Below are 23,751 nucleotides of genomic sequence, written 5' to 3' on the forward strand. Positions count from 1 at the left end.
AAATCTATTATCCCGGAATATCTGAACCTTTTCTGCTCACCATCATTCTTGTCGCCAGAATATGTTCGCAAGGCCCTTGTCTCAAACCGTTTGCTTTATAAAAACTACACTGACAGTTTCCATCAGTTAAACGTTGGTCTTTATCGACAAAAGCTTCCGTTTTGTGAGTGAAATTATTTTCTTTTATAGTTCCCTTAATATGGAGCACCTCATTTTTTATACTGTAATCAATTTTCACCTTCCCTTCGGAAATGAACTGATCCGCTTTTTCTTCTAACGGGCTGGAGAAGCGCAGCTGTTTCATATCCAAAGGTTCCTGAGTCAGTTCACGAACTCTATATAAGCCTGAATTAAGATCATAAATAACCCTTCCGGCTTGTGTATAAGAGGTAAGTGAAGCTGAAATAACAGCAGTATCCAGATTCAGCTTTCTTGAAAGTTCATCAGGAGTTCCGAACCATGTTTGCTTTAAAGCATTAAACACTTTTTCCTGAGTCATTAAATCTACATGCCCTCTCGGAGCCATCAGATCAAAATTTCCGGCTCGGCTCCAGTCATTGGTTGTCCAGCCTGAAAGTCCCAGTGTAAAGGACATGTCTCCAAGATCTGCAATATAAAATGAAGGCAGCCCATTTCCCAGCAAAACCACTCTGAAATTTTGAGCGATAGGAATTAATCTTTCCAGAATCAGCAACCTTCTTCTCCCCCAGATTCTGATCGTCTTGCTTTCCGGTCCTTTATAAATAGAGCGGTGAAAGGTTAAAACTTCATACCATGGCTCAAAAACGGCCTGAATAGGTTTTCCAGGCTCAAGAATAAAACGCAGTGCTCTCGGCCCTTTTTTCTCTTTAAACCTTCTTAGATACTGACAAATACTGAAAATATCCATCGGATGAAGATCAAAAGTGGTGGCTGGTAAAGTCATTGCAGAGCTTACCTGTAAAAATCCACGAACCCAGGAATCAGGTAAATCTATTTTTTCTTCTTTGTAAACTTCTTCATTTGTAATAAGCGCTTCAAACCCTGAAGGATCAATTTTAAACTCGGTATCCTTATAATCTCTTATCTTTTGGAACTCATTATAAAGTGCAGCTGAATAATCAATATTGGTGGTTCCACATTTGAATTCGTTGATTTCTGTGAAAACATTATAGCTGCTGCTCAGTTTTCCGTAAGTGGATTCGTCCTGACTGAAACATTCAAAGAAAACTTCATCAGGATGTACCGTAATAACAGGATCAAGAACAAACCAAGCATCTTTATCTTTTTGATACAGATAATCAAAGTAAGCCTTTTTCGCAATATTGAAAGGACCTAACACCCTGTTTTTTTCTTTATAAACATGATCCAGCTCTCCTCTTACTTCCGCCATTCTTTTCCGGACTTCTTCTATCTGAAATTCCGCCATATAATCACTCAGCCAAAGTTTTTCCTGTTCTGCAACCCATTCTCTGTACTCCTCTCTATCCTTTGGTTTGAAACGAAGATCGGAAACCACCACATCATGCAAAGCTGAAATCGCTTCCCTGAAAGGTATTTTTTTATTGAGCTTACCCACAAAAAATGTAGGGTCTCTTTGCAGATCAGGTGAAAAGCTCATCTGCGTACTCGTTGCAGAGTTGGTAACCGCAGTATCTTTATGAAATTTATAATCGAATTGCATGGCTTAAGAGATTAATTGAAGATGAACATTCAGTTGAGGATAAATCATTTTCAGCTCAGAAATAATATTGATGCATTTAGCTTTATCCTGAATAGCTGTTGTTGCTGATAAATCGTCTAAAATTTTACTGACAATTTCTGCCGATTCCGTATTTTTTCTTCCTTCTTTTTCCAGAAAAGTGAAAATCCTGTTTTTGGCAGTTCGCGCCCGGTTTACCCTTGAAAGTACAGAACGGAAGTAAAATTCCAACTCTTTAAGTTTTTCAGGATTATCTGTTGCATATTCTTCAAGATAAGAAGTCACAAAAAGCTGTATGTTCTGGCTCGGATGTTGGCTCAATTTTGTGAGATATTCCAATCCCTGTTCTTTTTTGAAGAATTTCATAATGAGATTTTTACCGAAAGTTTCCACATCAGGACGTACAGAATCTGCAATTCCTACTAAGCAATCGGTATCCCAATCTTCTTCTGTGAATTCGGTTTGGAAGAAGTGAAAAGCAAACGCTCTGCTGTCATCCCATTTTGCATCCAGAATTCCCAAGGCATGATTCCTGTCTGATTTGATTCTTTCCACATTATTTTTATAAAAACTCCAGGACCACTGTCTTACTTCCAAAAATTCGTGATTGGCCAGAGCTATAACCTGTTTTAAGGTGAATCTACTGTCATCATTTACTTTTTTAAGCAACTCGAAACCGAAAAGCTGATTTTTCACACTGTTCGCAAACACTAATCTGATCATCCATTTTACAGGAATATCGTTCTTATATTTCACAATCATTTTATCCAGATAATCACGGAATAACTGATGTGAATTTTCAAATTTCTGTTCGGCCATCAACACATCAAACAGTCTTCCAATGGTCTGCTGCTGAATTTCAGGCTGGGACTCAAATCGATCGTTCAATGAAAGAACACTTTCTGTAACTTCTTTGTAACCAGAAGAAAGCAATTGAAGGATTTGCGGCCAGTTTTTCCCGATCTCTTCTTTCGGATATTGCTGCAAAAGACTAATCCCGTTTTGCCTGATGGATTCATTTTCATTATTTAACAGCAGCTCAATAATTGAAATTGGGATTTCTGTAACAGGATATTTCTGGGACTTGGAAAGTAGAATTTCACTGGCTAAAAACCTGTTATTATTCAACGGAGAAGTCAATAATTGGGCAATAATATCCCAACTGATCTCAGAAAAATTAGAAGAAGCCGTTATCTTGAGTTTTTTTGTAGCTGCTTCTGCGATTTTATCGTTTTCCTCGTTATTTTCCAGAGCAATCAATTGTACGATTACTTTTCCAAGCACAGCTTTTTGCCTGTCTTCCGATAAAGATGCTTTTTGAAGTAAATTATTGATAAATTCATTGGACTCTTTTCTTGAATTCATCACCAGAATCGCCATAAAATCTATAGAGGAAAGAAAATATTGTGTATTATTTTCAATGTTCACTTTCGCCCAGTTTCTTGCTTTTTCGTGTCCGGAAACTAGAATTTGTGCTACAAAACTTTCTTTTTGTCTTAATTCCGTTTCTCTTTTCTCCAAAGCATCAAAACCTAAATTTCGAGGATATTTTGAAGACTTATTAAGCAATCGGATCATCATTTCAGGTTCTATTTTCGACAGCAGATTTTTGTAGTCCGGATGGACAGAAAGATTTTCATACGCAAATCTCATTACCCTATCCATTTTTCCCTGCATCAAAAGCTGAATGTAAGCTTCAGGCATTCCATCCCAAAATTCAGGATAAAGTTCAGACCTTGATGCGCTTACCTCAGGTTGTATTACAGCTTCTTCCTGTATAGATTGAGGATCTGTCTGCTTTTCTTTATTGGAACCAAAAATATTTTTAAATGTATTGATGATATTGCCTAAAGCTCCATCCTGTTTTTTAACAGAAGAGTCTTCTGAAGAAACCGGGTTGCTATTTGTTACTGATTCTATTTTTGTTACCTTATTTTCCTGATAATAATAATCTGAGCTCCAGAACTCTTCTTTTTTTAAATAAAACTGAAGCCTGGAATCCATTTTACGGGTTCTATCGTTCCCGAAAAGTATCGTAGTAAGCAATAATGATTGATAACATTCAGGGAAATCAACTACAGTGTAATGATATCTGCTGCTTTGCCAGTCATAAGTCCCATATACGCTTAAAGGCCTTCTGTTGGCAGAAGTATAATCCTCATCAGAATACTGGATAAGAGCATTTACAGCAAACCTTAAATATTTTTTTGCTTCATTTTGTTTTCCCAACTCTTTTAAATAGAAAAAACCATTCTTCTGGAAATAAAGTTTGGTGAAGTTTGAAAATGCCAATCGGCTTTCATTATGGGAAAGCTCTTTTCTTACGTTAATATAATCTCCGAACTGATAGAAATATTGAGTCTGATTCCACGATTCTTTATCCAGACTGGCCGTTCTGTTGAACGTTGGCGTTTTCTTTTCGAATAAAAATGAAAGCATTCCCAGAATCTGAGCATCATCTCTGAAACGTGCAAGCTTGTATATGGCCCGGATATTTCTAAAATAAGGTACTTCAAACGGAATCTGCCACATTACGTTTTCGATGATTTCAACCAAAGATGGATAAGCTTTTGATAAAAGATAAAGAGAAACCAGCTCATCTGTTTTTTCTTTTTTGGAAAATTTTTCAGTGTAATGCTTTTTCAGACTTTCATAGTCTCCTTTATCAATAGCATATCGAATTTCAGATGGTAAGCTTTCCAGTAATTCTGAAACATTTTTTTCAAGCTCCGAACCTTCATTAATTGTTAAAAGCGCATCAAAAGCAACATTTTTGATGTATTGTTTATGTCTTGTACTGTGTGCAATGCTGTGAAGCAGTTCGGAAGCCTGAACAATTTTCAATCTTCTGATGGCAAAAATGGAAGCGTACAGCTGCATTTCATCCCCTTTTGTTGCCAATTTCAGAATGTAAGGAGTGGCTTCTTTGATTTCCATTTGAGCTGCTTTCCAGATGACACGGGAAGTTTTCCATTCTGTTTTGAAAGAATTAATACCCTGTATGGCATCCTCCAGACGCTTCAGCATAACCCCTTCTTTGGAATCCACATTCAGTGTTTCCAGTGAAGGAAGCTCTACGAATACTTCTACTTCAGACTGATATCCTTTATTTCTTTTTTCTTTTTCGAGTTGGTCAAAAATATTCCCTGCCTTTTCTATGGAAACAAATTCAGGGGTTTTAGTTCCTTCTTTCAATGCAGCTCCTCTTCTTCCATAGCGGAAATTGACAATGAAGGCATCGGGATTAATTTCACAAAGATCAATTTCGTAAACTTTATCTGATTTTCCCTCGTGGAAAAAGAGCTTGGTTTGTTTGATGATTTTCATCTATCTTATGGATTAAGATGTTGTTATTATGTATTGAATTCAGGCTAAAAAATATTCCACCAATCGGTTTTGTCTTCTTTTGGTGCTATTATTTTTTCTTTAATTTCGGAAACTTCAATTACTTCTACCTTTTCAGGAATTGCTTTTCCGGTTTCTACAATCGGTTTGCCGTGTTTTGCAATGATCATGTTTAATTTTTCTCTGAAAATTAACGCCTTTGAAGGATTTACCATATTAATAAAATTGATATACCCTTCAATGGCATTGATCAGATGAAATGCTTTTCCCCAGGTTTGGTTTTGCCATCCATTGACTTCAATATTGTGTAAAAGGGCTCTGAATTTTCTCAGTTTATTCCTTTCCACATTCAGTTTTTCATTCACCACGATTCCCGTTACCTTTTGCTGATGCTTTCTCCTCATGATGTGAAGCTTATCAGGATGAACCGTAAAGTTTTCGTCTTTGATTATCTGTTTTACAAAGTATAAAAGCTTATTAATGTTTTGTTCATTATCATCATTGGTAGAAAAAGTGAGATCATCTGCATACCGTGTATATACAAATCCTAATTTCAGTGCTAAGCCCTGCAATCTTTTATCCAGCTTATAAGCAATACTATTACTGATTGCCGGACTTGCAGGGGAACCTTGAGGCAGAAACCGGTCTCCTTTATGTACAAAGTATTTAACACCATCAAGCAGAGCTTCTTCTGTATGAGCATGGGTACAAGCTAATGCGAAAATAGTTGCCAGCTGTTCTGAATACCCAAGTTTAACAAATAAGCCTTTCACTCTTTTATAGCTGATTGACGGAAAAAAATCCTGAAGATCTATATTAATGATAATATCCTTACCAAGATGCGGTTCTGCATTGGTAACAATTGATTTTTTTGCTGTGAAACCATGAACAACCTCTCCTACCGATATTTTATTCAGTATATTATCCAGAATCCATTGCTGGAAACCTTTCAATTGTGATTTTGGAGCAGAAATTTTTCTTTTCCCACCTGATTTTTTTGAAATTTCAAAAATATGATAATGAGATTTTTTTGAAACTCTCCGGTGAAAAGCAAGATATTTGATTACCGAAAGGCTGTACCCTGACTTTTGACTGAAATCTAATATGTTTTCAAAAACAGGAAGTGAAAACTGAAGTAGCTTTTCGGTATCAGAATCGGTTTTATGAAGCCCCTTTGAAACATTTTCGCCAAGATAAATGATTTGCTGCTGTTGCAGCCTTTTCCAGTGATCAGCTTTATCCTGTAGCTTTTGTTCGTTTTTTTGTTTGGTGACTTCTCTTTTGGCTTTGGCTTCCTGCATCCGTTTTTTACGCATTTCTCGAAGCATTGCTTCCTGATTGCCATACTTCCGGTCTTTTGCCAGTAATTCCTGTAATTCCTGCTGTAAAACGGCTTCTTTTTGGATCAGTTGTTCCGGCAGAGAAGGCGTGGATGTTTCCTGCCAGAAACCAAGCCTTTTCATTTCTTCCAAAATATAACTGTCTTTGGAAGATGCCTTTATACGATCATAAATCTGTTGTCTGGTGAGACTTTGTGACATGATTTGGTGTATTTTTATAAATAAAAAGCCCTACAATTGAATAGGGCTTTGTTTTTGGATATACCTTCGTATCTTCTGAGAACTATATCTATCAACTCCAGAAATGGTACTAGTGCGTACCTTTATTTTCCCGGAAAATGAACTGAAAAGGCACGCACTAGTACCAATTTCACCATTAAAGATAGTATGTAGTGCAGTATGCTAAGCAATTTTACATCGATGACGAAACATCATCATTTCTTAAAAAGAAAAGCAAGGATCTATCTTTTCCAAATATATAAAAAAATTGGTTATAGCATCCAATTCCATTTTAAAATTCTTTATTATTTTTTAGACTGAAATGAACTTCCAAAAGTTGGAGATAAAGGGTTTAATTCTGATGCAAAGTTTTAAGAAGTTGATATCACATTTTTAAGGAAGCTAAGATAGAATCAATTTCATTGATACTTCTAAGCGGCTAGATCACTATATTACCTCATCAGCGGTTTACCACAATTTTTAGTTTTCTTAAAAATAAAGCAGACTTTAGTTCTGAGGGTAAGTTCCCTCCTGACATGACATCTGTTTTTCCAAAGTGCGTATAAATAAAAAAAAGTCTTCTATTTCTAGAAGACTTTTTGCGATCCGGACGGGACTCGAACCCGCGACCTCCGCCGTGACAGGGCGGCATTCTAACCAGCTGAACTACCGGATCAATTTTTTTTTAAGTAAATTGAGAAAACTTCTGCGATCCGGACGGGACTTGTACTTTTTAAAGGAAAGCCCTATCCATAAGCTTTATGCAGTCCTCTTATCTTATAGGTCACTTTCTTAAATAAGATATAGGAGCGTTTCTTTTTAACTGGTGCAAAGATATGTTTTTTTTTGTTTTTTGCAAATAATTTTAGCTAACTTTAATTTAAAACAAGCATATATATCAGAATATCAAACGCAAAAATATTTTTAAACTTATTAAAACAGACATTATTAATTTAAATGTCAGCGAATTTATTCTTGAATTCAGATTCTTTTGTCCTATAATCATCTTATTATTGATTATAAGAATTGTCATTTATTTTTAATAATTCCTTTTTCTGTTCATTGATTAGATTTTCTAATTCATTAAACATAAATTCTATTCTCGGTATATTATCATCTGATAACTCAAAATTATTTAAATCAATCGCTCCAGCGGGAAATTTTTCACTCATAATATCAATAAGTTCAAGGAAATTAACCTTGTTTTTTATTTTCTTTTAGCCATTCTCTATCTTTACTTAATAAGTCTTTGTGTAAATTCATTTGAAGAACTTTATTAAAAACTTCTTCAGAGTTATTTTTTACTAAGTCCACAAAAGAAGCCCATTGATTTTTATGAGGTAATTTTCAATTTCTTCCGAGTCAACGTGGCAAAATACTTGACTCTTGTTTTTCATTTAGAACTTGTAATATCTCGATGACTGACTGCAAATTATCTAAAGGTTTCGTAATTGGTAAGTCTTCTTTTTTAGACCATATTTTTAATATTATATCACAGCATTCTTGTTACAATACTTTTTTTATTCTTTGGATTCAGCGTGGTCAATATATTGAATTAACTCAGCAATATAATGTGACATCCATCTTGCTAATATATTTGTGGAATATTCTAAGTCGGGTTCCTTTACTAATTTTTCACCCAATTTTATAATCTCTTCCTCTGAGTGTTCTAACTGTACCATCCTGTTTAATTAAATAAAGTTTTACTTGGTTTCTATTATCACTATTTCTTTCTCTGTAATTCCGCTCTTCAAGTTGTCTATATACTATACATCGTACTATCAATGATTTTTGCTCAGCTCTTAGGAACTTTAAAATAAATTCATTTTTGACTTTAAATAAACATCCAGAAGTTTCTAAATAACTATCATATCTTCGATATTCATCATCAGAAATTTCATTCCAATTTTCGTATATATTTACTTCTTTTTCATCCAAATATCCTCTTGTGTACAAGTTATCATATTTAATGTTAAAAATTTGAATGTACAATTTCACCAAACCTGATGTATCCTTTAGAGTTATTATGAAATAATGAATCATCAGCATCTAAACCTTCATACTCGCTTGTAGGTTCTCTCAGCCATCATATACATATTCTTTATAGCCTTTGGGGCTTATCTCTTTTTTAATTTGTCCGAAACCGTTATATTCATAATAATAAACACCATTGGAAGGATCATTGAATTCAGATTTTCTACCCCACAGATCGTATTTGGCGGTTACAATATTATTGCCATACTGAGCTTTAATTGGCTCTCCTGCGGCATTATAAGAGAAGTTAATAATACCGCCTTTATCCTCAGAAGAAATAACATTATCTAAAGCATCAGTAGTTTTCTTAGTAATATGTAGAATCCTGCAAAATTGACCACCCTAATCCTGCGAAAGTTTGCAGGCTTTTTGTTTTTCAGTATCTACAAAACCTATATTGATTCCCAAGTGGATCGAATTTTCGAAAATTTTAACAGTAAATTGTGCCAAAAAAATGTTTGATTGTGCCAAGCGATTCTAAGTCGGTCAGTATCATCATATGATTCGGAGTATCGAGTTCGTATAATTGGAAGTTCGCAAATAGTTGTTCCCATTCTTGCCAATATAAACCGTGATCAAAATAGGTTTTATTCGGATCGATAGAAAAATAAGGCCTTAATTCTCCTAGAAATAGTCCGCTCTGATTGCGAAAATAATAACATGTTAACTCTTCTGGTCTAAGGAGTGGCTTGACCACATAGGAGCTAGCTTCGAATGCCTCTTGCACTTGTATCGTTTTATCAATCCATTGCGTACCTTTCACATTGTCTCGTATGTACCCTCGTTTATTGGCTATACTAATGAGCTGCTTTAAAAGATTCGCAGGAGAATGTCTTTTATTCAATTCTTCGCAATGAATGAGTTCATTGGATAACTTTTCAGGTTCCGATTGAAGGCTCGTAAAAATCTGCATATTAACGGTTTGCAGCAATGCGTCTTTCTTATTGAAGGTTGCGTTTTTAAGCTCCGGTCCTATTAATGTATCCAACATAACTATTGACTCTACTTTGTCTTCCATTTCTTGCAATTGTCTTGTAACTTCATAGGCGGTAAGTCCACCCAATGAATAACCGCCTAAATCATAAGGACCACTTGGTTGAATCGCTTTAATAATTTGGCTATAATACGCGGCCATTGCTTGTATACCATTTAAAGGAGCGCGTTCGGTCATATAGCCTCGAGCCTGAATACCATAGAATGGGCGGTTAGAATATCGGGCCAAATCTTTGTAAATTTCAACACCGCCTGCACCTGCATGGAACCAGAAAACTGGTCTACCATGCTTACCTTCATTAAGCAATACAAGTTCTGGAAACTGCGGCCAAGCTTTCGGTACAAAATTAACTTCTGCTTGTGGGCTCTGTGCCGGCAGTATTGGTTCAATACTTTTAACAGCTTCCACAATATCGTTTAGGGTGTTGCATTTTTCCAAATGTCGTGCAGTTATTGCTGGCGATATATGCGCTTGCAGTCTTTGCACTAATTGCATAAAGAGAATCGAATCCATCCCATATTCGCTTAGGGAAATCTTTAGTGAAATCACATCCTCTTGAAGTCCTAACAATCTGGCTGTCAAATTAATTACTTTGTTTTCTACAAGCATTCCATCCGCCTTTGTCTCGCTTTCCTGAATAAACAAACCTAAATCGGGTGTAGTTTCTAGCGGGGCTAACCAATAATGGGCTTTTGAGAAGGAATACGTAGGCAAACTGATTCGCTGGGGAGTTTCTTTGGTATAGATTTTCCGCCAGTCAAAGGCAAGACCTCCTACCCATAAATCGAGAAATTTGCTGTATTTTTTTCGTTTCAGCCAGTCTAAAAGCGTTTGTTGTAATTCTTCATCGGTAGAAAATAAGGATATCATTTCCCCTATATTATCCGCACTACCTTCATAAATCTCCTCCAATGAACCCTCTAAATAGCCTTTTAACTTTGTTTTTAATTCCGCTATTGAATCGGCTATAAATGCCATTCGCTCGGTCATCGCTTCTCTTCCGACCTGCAAGGTAAATGCTATTGAGGGAAGCATATCATCTGAAAGCATTTCTTCATCCAGATAAACCAACAACTGATGAGCGTAGGCCTTAAGGCTTTCCTTGGTTTTAGCCGATAGAACTACAATATTTTGCTCTAGCGTGTTAATCGGCGTGTTTTTAATCGGATACTCTTCAATAATTAAATGTGCATTAGATCCTCCCGCTCCAAACGATGAAATACCCGCAATCCTTGGTAGAATCTTTTCTTGTGTATTTCCATCAAACTTCTGCACGTTCCATTCAGAAAGCCCTTGTTGAACGCTGAACGGAGTTTGTCCAAAATTAATCTTGGTATTCAATTCTGCTATGTTTAACGAAGGAACTAATTGCTTGTGTTTCATTTGCAATAGTATTTTAGTTAAACCTGCTATCCCTGCTGCGCTTTCGCAATGACCGATGTTGGATTTGACTGAGCCAATTGCGCAAAACTGTTTTTCGGTTGTAGCGCTGGCAAATGCTTTACTTAGCCCGGCTATCTCTATAGGGTCTCCCAAAACCGTTCCTGTTCCATGCGTTTCTACATAGGAAAGTTGTTCAGGTTTTACTCCTGCTCTTTCGAGGGCATCTGAAATTGCGCTTGCTTGCGCATTTGGATTCGGAACGGTGTATCCATTCGTTTTACCTCCTGCATTAATTGCACTGCCTTTAATAACACCGTAAATATGATCTTTATCTAAAATAGCTTTTGATAAAGGTTTCAGCACTACTGCTCCTACTCCTTCCCCATCCACGAAACCATCGGCATCGTTACTAAACGCTTTGCATTTATCGTCAACCGACAACATTCCCATAGCGCAAAGGCGACTGTAATGAACGGGATCTACGATAAGATTTACACCACCCGCAATAGCCACTTCACATGAACCTCCCTGTAAACTTTCGATTGCAAGATGTATTGCTGTTAAAGAAGATGAACAGGCGGTATCTACTGCAAGACTTGGCCCTTGAAAATCAAGAACATAAGACACTCGATTGGCAATGGAATGGAAACTGGTTCCGGAAGGATAATTACCGTTCATTACGCCAACGAAAACGCCCACTTTCTTCTTCGCGTTTAATTCCTGCGGGGTATAACCTGCATCTTGCACAGCTGTATAGGCAATTTCCAGAAACAACCTTTCTTGTGGGTCCATTCTGGCGACTTCAGTTGGTGCAATTCTAAAAAAAAGTGGATCAAATTTGTCGATATCCTTAATAAACCCTCCCCATTTAGTATAATGTGTACCCCATTCGCCTTTCTCATTGCTAAAATATTTTTTCCAGTCCCATCGATCTTCCGGAATTTCGGTAATGCAATTTTTCCCGGACTTCAGATTGTTCCAAAACTGCATCAAATTATCGGCTTGAGCATACTTACCTTGTACCCCGATAATGGCTATCGAATCTCTGTCAGCTGGTCTATGTTTTTCTTCGTTTAAGTTCTTAGTCTCCTTTTCTCGGCTGAAATTTAAACTCCTCGATAAGCTTACTGTTTTATATGGTGCTTTATCAATATTTACGGCTAAATTAGGCAGATTAGTGCTTTCCTGCTCAGGTTGTAAATTGACTATTTTAGCCAAGTTATCTTTTTGAGTCTCTATAAAATAATCGGTAAGTTGTTCTATTGTCTGATACTCAAAAAATAAAGTACTGCTCACATTTTCAAACACTTCTTCTAGGGCATTATTCAATTGAATCACCATTATCGAATCTATACCGTATGATTCAAACGAGGTTACCGCATCTATTCTATGAATGGGTATTTTTAAAACACGAAAGAAAAGTTCTTTAAAATATAAGATACCTTTTTCTCTCAATTCATACGGCTTAACTGCCCCAGTAGGGATATTTGTATTTATTCCCGTATTTTGTGCAATTGCCACAGGCGATTTTACGACCTCCTTCACTAGCGGAACATCTTCGCTCTTAACAAACTGACTATCAACTGTTTTTTGCCTGATTATTCCATCGCTTTTTGCAAGCACAATTTGTTGTCCCAATTGTTGAGCTACTAAAGCCGGGAACTCGATGTCATAAAATCCTTCATTTTTCATTGCCAAACTCCACATTTTAGATGACAATATCGGAGATCCTGAAATTCTCAGCTCATTGTCTTCATAGCGCCACCATCCTTCTAATAAACCAAACGTAAGGTGCGAAAATAGTGTATTGCTACCAAGTTCATTCAATAGTAATTGTCCCTTACAATGTAATACGGCCTTCGCATTTCGCAAAGACTGGCGTATGTTTTTTGTTGCGTGTAACACATTGGTGGCAATTACGAAATCGTAGCTATTGGCGGCTATTCCTTGTGAAGCTATCGGCTTTTCAACATCAAATAAACGATACTTAATATAGGAAGGCTCTGCCTCAAACGTTTTTTCGGCATAGAGTAGAAAAGCTTTTGAAATATCGGTATAGCAATACTCTTCTATGTTGTTTTGATACTTTTTCAACTTATCAAAAACAAGTATGCTCGTCCCTCCGGTTCCTGCACCAATTTCTAGTATTCTTATTTTTACCTGCGGATCTTTAGCCATTTTCGCTTCTATTAAAAGGAGCAATTGATTTGCTAAAATTTCGTTGAAATAGTCGGCTACTAAGTTATCTCGATATACTCCCTCGACCATTTTCATGGATGATTCCGGGAACATAACGTCTGTTGCAAGACGCTCTCCTTTCATTATACCGGAAAGTGCCTTTAAGGTAGTTTCTACTAAAATTACCTGGGCTTTTAAATTTGGATTTGATAGCCAGGCCTTTTTCTTTGAATCCCAGTCATTCCAAATCTTACTTGAGCTTTCTATCTCTTGCAATTCTTTTCCTGTGGGACTTAGGTAATTTCTTTCTACCAACAGGTTGATGCTGTGCTCCATCCAATGATTATATCGATCATCGACAGCATCTTCATTGCGATTAAGAAAATCGCTTTCCTTTAAAACTGCAAACAGCAGGCGCCCTAATAGTTCGTCCATTTCCATTGCTGGTGGTACCAGATTCGTTTCTATGGAGGCAATGGTATCGCGGTCTATAAAAACCGTGGCTTCTTTTTCTACCATTGGGTTTGAAGGACTTAAATATGCTGTTAAACAACCTAATGAAGTATATTCTATTAAATTGAACGGTTTATCTACAGTATCAAATTGCTTATGTAGATATTCTTCAAATTCTATTTGCTTTAATGGATCTAAACCATATTCGCTCCAGGTTGTTGATTCATCAATATCATCGATACTTACTGCTAGAAAATTGGCTATTGCAGCTTTTAGTTTACCCGTTAACGGCACTCTATTTGGACTTTGTGAGCCGCCTGTTTCGGTTGAAGGCAGGTAACTTGTAATTGCTTCATCTGTTTTCAGTCCCATTGTTCCTATCGGCCTATTTATTTTGATAAAGGCTAGCTGATTTACAGGTTCAGCCAATAGCACTTTTATAGCCTCTATACCATCTTCTGGCTCAATTGACGCAAATCCTGCCATTGCCATTCGTTCTTTATATTGTTCGGAAGCAACAATTCCGACGCTACCCCAATAGCCCCAGTTAATTACTTTAACCGGGCATGTCCATTGCTTTAAAAGTTGTTGGGCGTAGCTATCTTTAAATGTACATCCTGCTGCATAATTACTTTGTCCGGCGGCCTTTGTAAACGAAGTCATCGACGAAAAGAACAAAGCAAAATCCAGGTGTTCATTTTTAAAAATTTTCGCAATATTAATACTCACATCGGCTTTTGCGGTTAAGCCTGCACGGAAAGTAGCTTCGTCCATCTTAGCCAGCCTTTGATCGCACAAATCTATTGCTGAATGAATGACTGCATTTATGGCTGAAAACTGCTTTTTAATCTTCTTATAGGCTTCTTGTAGTAGTTTTTCGTTTGTCGCGTCTGCTGCTAAATAGATTGGTTTGGTTCCCAATTTGCCTAAAGTATCTATCTTGTTCTGTATTTCATCATCAAGTTGTCTACGTCCTATCCATATTACCTGTGCATGGTAAGTAGTTATTAAAAACTTGCTTACAATTTCACCTATACCTCCTGCGCCCCCAATGATTACATAAACACCCTTCATTTTAAGTAAATTAGGTACTGCCCCGGAAGGTATGTACGACACCAACTGGCTAGAAAGCCATTGTTGATTTCGATATAAATAGGCGTTCCCTTGTGTCTCGTATGGTAACTTAAACACCTGTTCCAGTGGGCATTCAAGAATATTTTCTACATCAACCAATCTGATTTTCCAATTGGTATATTCCTTCGCCATTGAGCCGATAAGCCCATGAATTGCCGCTTGTGCGGGATCAGCTTGTTCATCATCAAGCACTGCCTGTGCCCGATTAGTAAATATGGTCCAAGCTAAAGGCTGTGTATCGTAACCGTGTTGCAAGAGTGCTTTAATAAAGCGGAAGCAGGTAATAACCGGATTGATTTGTTCTTCTGATGTGGCAACTTCGCAGTTCAACAGCTCTGTTGTATTCCAGTAAATTATCTCCTCCACCTTAAATTCTGAGAACTTATCTACCATTTCAGTTACCGTATTCTCGCTTGATATTTGAATGAATTGGGCTTCCGGATAATACTTTTGGATTGCCTTTTTATCTGCTTCATCTATACTGACTACCAATACTTTTGATTCTTTTGTGTAGTTAACTTCTTCTCCTGTAAAGGTATCCCATACCGGTTTAAGGTATACTTTACCGCTGTCATCTAAGATTGATAAAGAATTTAGTTTACTTCCTGCGCTTGTTGCTCCCAGTTCGTTTTCCAATGACCTTGTTGCAAATTCCTTAAATTGAACACATACTTTTCCATTTTCGTCGCAGATGTCTACATCAAATTTTTGTACGTTTTGTTTTTGGTCTGTTCCTTCGCAGTACCTAACAAAGGCGAACATCTTAGAACTACACTTATGGTGGATGACGAGTTCTCGAAGTGCAAAAGGTATTTTTGGTTTTAATATGGCTCGGTTTTGTGGCAAGGATATATCTACTGATGCTAATAAAAACCCAACAATACCTTGTAGTGCAGCGTCCAATATTCCGGGGTGCAATGTATACTCGTCAAGTTGCCCTTTCAATGATTCTGGCAATGAAAGTTCCACTAATAGTTGGTTATTTCCTACGTAAACCTGTTCTATCAATCTATGGGAAACACCATAGCTTACTTCCATTTCTTCGAAAACGTCATAGCATTGCTTGCCTGAAAGAATGGTTTGAGCGCATTGTTCTTTTACTTCTGGAATCGTGATATAGCGCTCCTCTAGATTCTCCAACAAGCTTGCTGTTCCCTGACAATGAACGATGGCCTCCTGTTCGTCGGTAATCATTTCAAAGTCTATTTGATCTTCATCGTTTAGAAATAATTTCGTTCGAATTTCAGGAGCAGAAACACCTACTAACCAAGGTCTTACCCACACCACATTGTTGAGTTTTATTGCCGACCCTTTCTGGTTTTCATCTTCATCTCTCTTAACAGCGTATTCTATGGCCGTTCTAGCCATTTCAAGGTATGCCACCCCCGGAAGTACGGCTCCTTGTTGAACTTTATGATCGCTTAGAAATGGCTCATTGCCGTTAAAGGTGCTCGCAAAACATATTCCCTCTAATGTGGATGTATTTTGCTGCAGCAATGGATGTAACAGTGATGATCCTTTTTTGCTAGGTGAAATTGTTGGTAAGTCGTCGGCACTTGCCCAGTATTCCTCCCTTTCGAAAGGATACGTAGGAAGGTGAATACGACTGGGCTGCGTACCGTATAGTTCTTCCCAAGAAAATTCATATCCTTGACAATACAGCTCAGCTAATGCAAACAATCCTTCTTTATAAGTGCTTGCGTCTACATCGTTTAAAGCGATTTCTTGCATCAAGTGATGTGCATATTTATTAATAGAAACTTGCTCTACGAAATCTGGAGCACTTATACGCTGAAAAACGTTCGGTAACTTATCTTTTTTACCTACATGTTTCCATGCAGAAATAGCGCTTTCCACATCTTGAATTACAATAGCACAACGATGCGAAAAGTGTTGACGCCCCGCCTGTAGGGTATAACTAATCTCCATCAAGTCTGCATACTTTGCATCCGAAGATTGAAGATATTGAATCATATCTTGCACTCTTTCAAGCAGGGCATTTTCTGTTTTTGCTGAAAGAAGCAGCAAATAGAAGGGTTTTGTTCGTCTTTTTGAACTATTGAATAGGTCATAGTTTTCGACCACCATGTGCGCATTTGTGCCGCTCATCCCAAATGAGCTGAGTGCTCCCATTCGTTTTTTATTTACTCCTTCGGGCCATGGAGTCGTTATTTTGTTCACATAAAAATGAGAGTTATCTAAGTTAATAAACTCATTTTCTGTTTTACAATTCAAACTTGCGGGTATTTTATTTTGCTGTAATCCTTTTACCAATCCTACTAAATTAACTAAACCCGAAGCAGCAAAAGTATGTCCGAAATTGGTTTTACTTGACGTTAAGGCACAATAAGCCGTTGCAGATGTATATTTTTTAAACGCTTGGCGAAGTGCGTTTACTTCAATGGGGTCTCCTAATTTTGTACCTGTTCCATGTGCTGCCACGTGTTTTATATCTTGTGGATTAATGTGGTAACGATCGTAAATATTTTGAAGCAGATTAACTTGCGCTGCTCCACTTGGGGCAGTTATTCCATTTGTTTTGCCATCGTAATTAATTCCGCTACCCTTAATTACTGCATGAACAGGATCTCCATCTTTTAGTGCTTTTGACAGCCTTTTTAATACCAGCACCACTACTGCTTCGCCGGGAACAATTCCGTTCGCATCGGCATCAAAGGTGGCACATTTGCCATTCGTTGAAAGCATACCCGCCTCCGTCATTTGAAGGTAGGCCATTGGTGTTAAAATAAGATTCACACCTGCCGCCATTGCGGTATCGCATTCTCCGTTTATTAAACTTTGACATGCTTGATGTGCCGCCACCAAGCCTGAGGAACAAGCTGTATTGATTGTTAAATTGGGGCCATTCAAATTGAGAAAATAAGCTATTCGGGCAGAAAGCATAGCTGTATGATTGGACGTAATCGACCCTCTTCCGCTTGTAACCAACTGGTATTCTCCTTCTTCGGCTCCCACAAATAAGCCTATTTTATTTTCCTTAAGTTGCTTTTCTCCATAACCTGCATCTTCTAGTGCACCGCATGCTTCTTGCAGTAGCAAACGCTGTCTGGGGTCCATGTATTGGGCTTCTAAGGGCGATATCTCAAAAAACAGCGGATCAAATTCTCTTGTTCCGGGGATATGCCCTATCCATTTTGAATTAATTTTCCCTTCAATCTTCGTTTCACTATAGTATTGTCTCCAATCCCATCGATCAATGGGAATCTCCGTTACCGCGTTTTCTCCTTTTTCAAGGATTTCCCACATTTGATGAATATTTCTAGCATTAGGAAAGCGACCGCTCATGCCTATAATGGCGATTGGTTCATCGACTGCTGCGTACAAATTTTCAGCATTCGTTACTGGATCTTTCTGGTTATTTTCTACTGGTTTCGTATCTGAACCACTGAATAATTCACCTTCTTTGACTGATTTATTTTTTTCTTCGGAATAAAATTTACTTAAAGTATCGTGATACTCGTTTAAAAGATAGCTAGCGAAATCATCGATAGTGGTATGTTCAAAAAATACGCTTGGACTTACATCAACAGTATACATTGTGCTCAATGCCTGTGCAAATTGCGTAAGCGCTATTGAGTCAAAGCCAAAATCTATAAAATTAACATCGTTATTAATTCTCTCTCGCTCTATCCCTAATAATTGGTTGATTTGTTCTTTTAGTTCCCAATGGAGGCATTCTTTTAAATCCCATCCTTTCATTATAGGTAATCTTCTATTTTCCTCGGAATAGGTCGTACGCTCCTCCAAATTAGTAAGCGGTTTGCTCCACTGCCCTATCCCTAAAAACTGATGTACTCGATTTTTTTGCCCAACAATTATTAACTGACTCAAATCGTCGGACATCAATACTTGCTCCCATACTTTTATCCCTTGATCAATCTCCAAATACGCCTGTCCGCTTAGTTTTAGATACGATTCTTCGTGTTTGCTCTCGAAATGCATCCCTCCTGACCGCCATAACGGCCAGTTAATGGCTATAAATTTTGTTTTATTGTTCTGTTCATTTTGGTAGGTGGCATAATCCATCTGATAACGATTGGCCACAGCGTAATCGCAAGAGCCAAAATCACCTAGAATTGCCGATGAGGAAGAAAAAGCACAAAAAAAGTCCAATTCATCGTTTACAAAAGTCTCGTTCAACACTTCCGTTCCTCTCACTTTCGGCGACAAAACCTCTTGCAGATCGGCTAAATTTTTATTTTGTAAAGCGGTGTGACTTGGAACTCCAGCCATGTGTAGTATTCCATTTATTTTTATCGATTCAAGCTTTAATTTGGCTGATAGCTCTTGCATTGAATTTAAATTGCTTATATCTCCTTGAAAATAGGTTACATTTGTTTCATAGCGCTTTAATTTTTCAAGTTCGGTTTGATTTTTCTCATTCAATGGGGAGCGACCAATTAAAATAAGGTTTGCCTGGTATACCTTTGCGAGATAATCGGCAAATACCAATGCCAAACTCCCCATCCCGCCTGTAATTAAATAATAACCGTTCTGCTTAATTGCCGAAGAAGCTTGGTTCGTTAGAAAAGTGGGCTCTATAACCGACACTAGACGTGTATTCTCTTTGTACCAGATTGTTTGGTTCGTATCGAAGTTTTGTTCTTGCCAAAATTTCTCTGCCCACTCCGACATTGATCCGGCTTTCTGAAGCACTAATTTCACCTTGGTTCTCGATACTATTTGTTTAATCGATCGCTCAAAACCAATCCAAGAAGATACATAACAGTATTCTTCAAAAGAGTCGTATGCGCCGGCTATTAGAAGTCTGTCTACTTTTAATTTTGTGGTGGTGATCGCTTGAAATAGTAGAAAAATTTCTGAATACTGGTTTCTCAAAATCCTTTCTTCTTGCGGCCATAAGTACCAAATTGCATCTATTTGAGTTAAATGTTCAAGATCAGAAAACAGCTTTTCATAGGCCTGTTTTAATGTTCTATCGATACCAATGTGGTTAGCATCTATTTCTGTGCCCAGATTGTGATGCGATACAAACAGTAGATTGGGCCTATCTTCGGCAGTACAACTCGCAAACTGATTCTCAATCAATTCCTGACTTAAGGCATTATCTGCAAAACATAAGATAGTTTTCAAATGAGCAGATTTGGCATTGGGCAAGCTTTCTTCCTTCCATCTCTCTGTAAACGACAACACCTCTAAGGGCTCTATTTCTTCTACTTTTGCTTCGATCAATTGATTTACGATATTCTTAGCTTCGAAAAGCTCCGGTAATTTCTCCTCATCGTTGGTATTAGGCAACCAATAGTACTCATTAGCAAAAGGATACGTGGGTAAGCTTATATTTCGAGGAATAGCATCCCAGTACAATTCTTCGTAGTCCATATGCTTCCCTTCACACCAAAACTTGGCTAAATCATCGAGCTTTCCTTCAAAAAGATACTCATTGAGCTTTATTGCTACCTCGCCATCCGCTATTTTTTTTCGATTTACTCTACCGCTATAAAGATTAGCTATATTTTTTTCGTCCTTAACAAAAGTGGATAATTTTTCTTTTAATTCCAGGATATTATCCAGCACTATTGCCAGCCGCTCCTCCATAGCTTCACGTCGTAGCAACAAGGTATACATTATACGTTGCAAATGACTGTCGTTTAAGCCCTTTTGATTGATAGCACATAGAATTTTCTCAGCATACTTTTTGAGTGCTTCTTTATTTTTTGCCGATAATACAAAAACAACCGGCTGCGAACGTTCGGTTAGGGAAGGTTGTTCTTCTTCATCGTATTCTTCGAGAATTACATGCGCATTCGCTCCACCCGCACCGAATGAGGATACTCCTGCTATTCTTGGTAATTCTCTTGATTCGTCGTTGATTCCTTCTAAAGGAGCCGGCCAGGAAGTCAAATTTTGCTGTACTTTAAATGGCGTTTTTTCAAAATTGATATTTGGATTTAATTCAGCAGTATGTAAACTGGGCACAAGCTGTTTATGCTTCATTTGAAGAACCACCTTGGTTAAGCCCGCAATTCCTGCCGCGGCTTCGCAATGGCCAATGTTGGATTTCAGCGATCCAATGGCACAAAACTGCTTTACCAGGGTATCCTTCTCAAAAGCTTGCGAAAGACCTGTAATTTCTATTGGATCTCCCAGTTCTGTGCCTGTACCGTGTGCTTCTATGTAACTTACCGTTCTTGCATTAATGGATGCTTTATCTAAGGTTTCTCGAATGAGATCGCCCTGCGACATCGGATTTGGAACGGTATATCCATTGGTTTTTCCTCCGTGATTTATGGAAGATGCACGAATTACGGCATATATGTTATCGTTGTCTTTAATTGCCCTGGATAGCGGCTTTAAGAGGATAGCGCCGACTCCTTCTCCTGGCACAAAGCCATTTCCTCCCTTTCCGAAACTCTTGCACTTGCCATCGCTGGATAACATCTGTTGCACAGAAAAAAGCCTATAACTTGAGGGATGCAAGTACAGATTCACCCCTCCTGCAACCGCCATTTCACATTCCCCTTGTCGTAAGTGTTGGCAGGCTTCGTGAATGGCTGTTAGGGAGGATGAACACATGGTATCAAAGGCTAAGCTTGGGCCTTTAAGATTGAAGAAGTAAGACACTCTATTGGCGACCGAACTGAAAGAGGTATGAGGAAAAAGCCGTATTCCTTTTTTCCAAAGCTCTGGGCCATATAGCTCAAATCCGGTTCTGGTAATCCCGGTAAATATTCCTATACGGTTATTAAAATCGGTTGATAATCGATGGCGCGTATAGCCTGCATCTTCAAATACCTCCCAACAGCTTTGCATAAAAAGTCGTTCTTGGGGATCGATATTAATCGCTTCTTTGGGCGATATATTAAAAAACAGCGGATCAAACTCTGCAAAATTTTCTAAGAATGCACCCCATTTACTATAGCTTTTCCCTTCTGTTAATGCTTCTTGCTTGCTTTCACAATAGAAATTTTCTAAAGACCATCTCTCTGCTGGTATTTCGCTTACACAATCTTTGCCATTCTTAAGGTTATTCCAAAATTCTTCGAGATTGGCCGCCATGGGGTAACGCCCTGACATGCCAATAATTGCAATTGGTTCGTTTACATTTGCTAGTGAATTCGTGTTCGTACTTTCAAAAGACTTCTTTTTAAAGGTACGTTTGTTTTTACTTACTGAATGGCCCGATGCTTCTGTTTTAGTTGTTGCGATCGGGTTATCGTTTAATTTTTCTGTGGAATCGTTGTTGTTAAATAACCTACGCAATTCTTCTTCCCTGTTTTCGACAAAATAATTCGACAGAGCGTCGATTGTTTGATATTCGAAAAAGATCGTGTTGCTGAGCTCTTCAAAAATCTCGTTAAATGCATTATTCAATTGTATGATTAAAATAGAATCTATCCCGTAGGTTTCTAATGGTTCAAAGGAATCTATCGTATCGGCCGGAATTTTTAATGTCTTGCTAATCAGCTGCGTCAAAAATTCAACGGTTTTAGCTTGCAATAAATTCTGATTTGCTTGGCTCGATTTCTCTTCAGTTTCTAGCTGTTTTTTCGCTCTAGGCGCGCTAGGCGCTATCGGTTTAAGAGAAGACTGCTCCTTTTGCTTCACTATCCCATCGCTTTGTGCTAATACAATTTGCTGCCCTAGTTCATGTGCGCTATGCGTTGGAAAGCTCACTTGCTCGAACCCTTCTATTTCCAATACATTCTTCCAGGTATCTGGAAAAAGCCCTGGCGAGCCGGGTATACGCAGTTCTCTATCTTGTGCCAGCCACCAACCTTCGAGTAGCCCAAAGGTTAAGTGGGTAAACAAGGTATTTTGACTAATTTCGTTCAGCAATATAACTCCATTGTGGCGCAAGATTGCTTTTACATTTTCTATTGATGTATTTATGTCTCTTGTGGCGTGCAATACATTTGCGGCAATAACTAAGTCAAAGTTATCGGCTTTAATTCCTTGCGCTAAAACCGGTTTTTCTACATCAAAAATTTTATAGGTTATGTAATCGTAATGAGTACTGTATTGCTGCTCTGCGAGCGAAAAAAATGCTCTCGAAAGATCGGTATAACAATATTCGCCTATATGTTTACGAAATGGCTCTAATTTTTTAAAAATAATACTGCTGGTCCCCCCTGTACCTGCGCCGACCTCAAAAATATTAATTTTGACTTCCGAATCTAGTTCAATCCGCTTTTCTACATACGCTGCCACAAAATTGGCTAGCGCTTCATTAAAATAATCGGCTACTTTATTGTTTTTGTAAATACCTTCTACCAGATTCATCGATGAATTGGGGAAAATTACTTCTGTAGCGCTTCGTTTACCGGTTATTAAATCGGGAAGAGCCCATAATGTGCTCTCCACGAGGTTAATTTGCGCATTCATATTTGGATCTTGAATCCATTGCTTTTTTTTGTCAGCCCATCGCGATAGTATCTGATCTTCGATTGGAATAGAGTCTTGATTAACAGAATAGGTGTATCCGGATCTGGTTAAATATTTACTTCTAACAAAAAGCTCTATCGTTTCATTTAACCAGGGCGTATAAAAATCGTTGAAAGAAATCACCTCGGCCTTTAACTCGGCTAGCGTAAAGCTTTTTCGACTAAACATACCTGTTGAGCGTAACTGCAACCATAACATTTGAACCAATAACTTGTTCAGTTGTTTTGAATACACCTGACCTTCTTCTTTCATATTTTCTACGTAAGACCTATCGAAAGGCAAGTAATCATTTATCTCCTGAATAACACCGGGTATTTGTTCTGGATATACTGCTATTTTAGTATTTAAATTTATTCCAACGTTCGTACTCATATTCATGGTTTAATATCTAGTAATTGTATTTATTAAATTGTTGCAAACACTCTGTTCTATTTCTGTATATAATTGAAAAGAATAGCCTTATTTTTCGTTAGGGAAATGCCCCAATTGTAAAGGTTGATTGGGAAATAAAACATCGCAGCTGACAGACCGCTTAATTCTCGTGATTGAGGGACGGTTCGGAT

Annotated in this window: 6 protein-coding genes and 1 tRNA gene; all 7 read right to left on the reverse strand. The window is 37.8% G+C overall.

Features of this window, described 5'->3' with window-relative positions; all coding sequences use genetic code 11:
• Nucleotides 1-7: 7 nt before the first annotated feature.
• Nucleotides 8-1,663 carry an SWIM zinc finger family protein gene (locus M2372_RS21180; protein ID WP_123321256.1) on the reverse strand — a complete coding sequence of 552 codons (1,656 nt, stop codon included), beginning with the start codon at nucleotides 1,661-1,663 and terminating at the stop codon, nucleotides 8-10.
• A gap of 3 nt (nucleotides 1,664-1,666) precedes the next feature.
• Nucleotides 1,667-5,008 carry a WGR domain-containing protein gene (locus M2372_RS21185; protein ID WP_123321255.1) on the reverse strand — a complete coding sequence of 1,114 codons (3,342 nt, stop codon included), beginning with the start codon at nucleotides 5,006-5,008 and terminating at the stop codon, nucleotides 1,667-1,669.
• Nucleotides 5,009-5,052: 44 nt separating this feature from the next.
• The gene (locus M2372_RS21190; protein ID WP_123321254.1) at nucleotides 5,053-6,567 is read right to left on the reverse strand and encodes a reverse transcriptase family protein; all 1,515 of its coding nucleotides are present in this window, start codon (nucleotides 6,565-6,567) and stop codon (nucleotides 5,053-5,055) included.
• Between the two features lie 620 nt (nucleotides 6,568-7,187).
• A tRNA-Asp gene (locus tag M2372_RS21195) sits at nucleotides 7,188-7,261 on the reverse strand.
• Between the two features lie 334 nt (nucleotides 7,262-7,595).
• Complete coding sequence (locus tag M2372_RS21200) at nucleotides 7,596-7,757, reverse strand: hypothetical protein (protein ID WP_185018939.1); 162 nt, start codon at nucleotides 7,755-7,757, stop codon at nucleotides 7,596-7,598.
• A gap of 463 nt (nucleotides 7,758-8,220) precedes the next feature.
• Nucleotides 8,221-8,541, reverse strand: coding sequence for a hypothetical protein (locus tag M2372_RS21205; protein ID WP_148060819.1), 321 nt, complete (start codon nucleotides 8,539-8,541; stop codon nucleotides 8,221-8,223).
• A 508-nt stretch (nucleotides 8,542-9,049) separates the two neighbouring features.
• Nucleotides 9,050-23,560 (reverse strand): SDR family NAD(P)-dependent oxidoreductase, encoded by a 14,511-nt coding sequence (locus M2372_RS21210; RefSeq protein WP_185018937.1) that lies wholly within the window; start codon nucleotides 23,558-23,560, stop codon nucleotides 9,050-9,052.
• Between the last annotated feature and the right edge of the window lie 191 nt (nucleotides 23,561-23,751).

The organism is Chryseobacterium sp. BIGb0232, from assembly GCF_024810195.1.
GTDB lineage: Bacteria > Bacteroidota > Bacteroidia > Flavobacteriales > Weeksellaceae > Chryseobacterium > Chryseobacterium pennae.

What these genes read in the sequence shown, in the direction of transcription:
- M2372_RS21180 (WP_123321256.1), bottom strand. Translation starts at nt 1,663, where the DNA reads ATGCAATTCGATTATAAATTTCATAAAGATACTGCGGTTACCAACTCT.
- M2372_RS21185 (WP_123321255.1), bottom strand. Translation starts at nt 5,008, where the DNA reads ATGAAAATCATCAAACAAACCAAGCTCTTTTTCCACGAGGGAAAATCA.
- M2372_RS21190 (WP_123321254.1), bottom strand. Translation starts at nt 6,567, where the DNA reads ATGTCACAAAGTCTCACCAGACAACAGATTTATGATCGTATAAAGGCA.
- M2372_RS21200 (WP_185018939.1), bottom strand. Translation starts at nt 7,757, where the DNA reads ATGAGTGAAAAATTTCCCGCTGGAGCGATTGATTTAAATAATTTTGAG.
- M2372_RS21210 (WP_185018937.1), bottom strand. Translation starts at nt 23,560, where the DNA reads ATGAGTACGAACGTTGGAATAAATTTAAATACTAAAATAGCAGTATAT.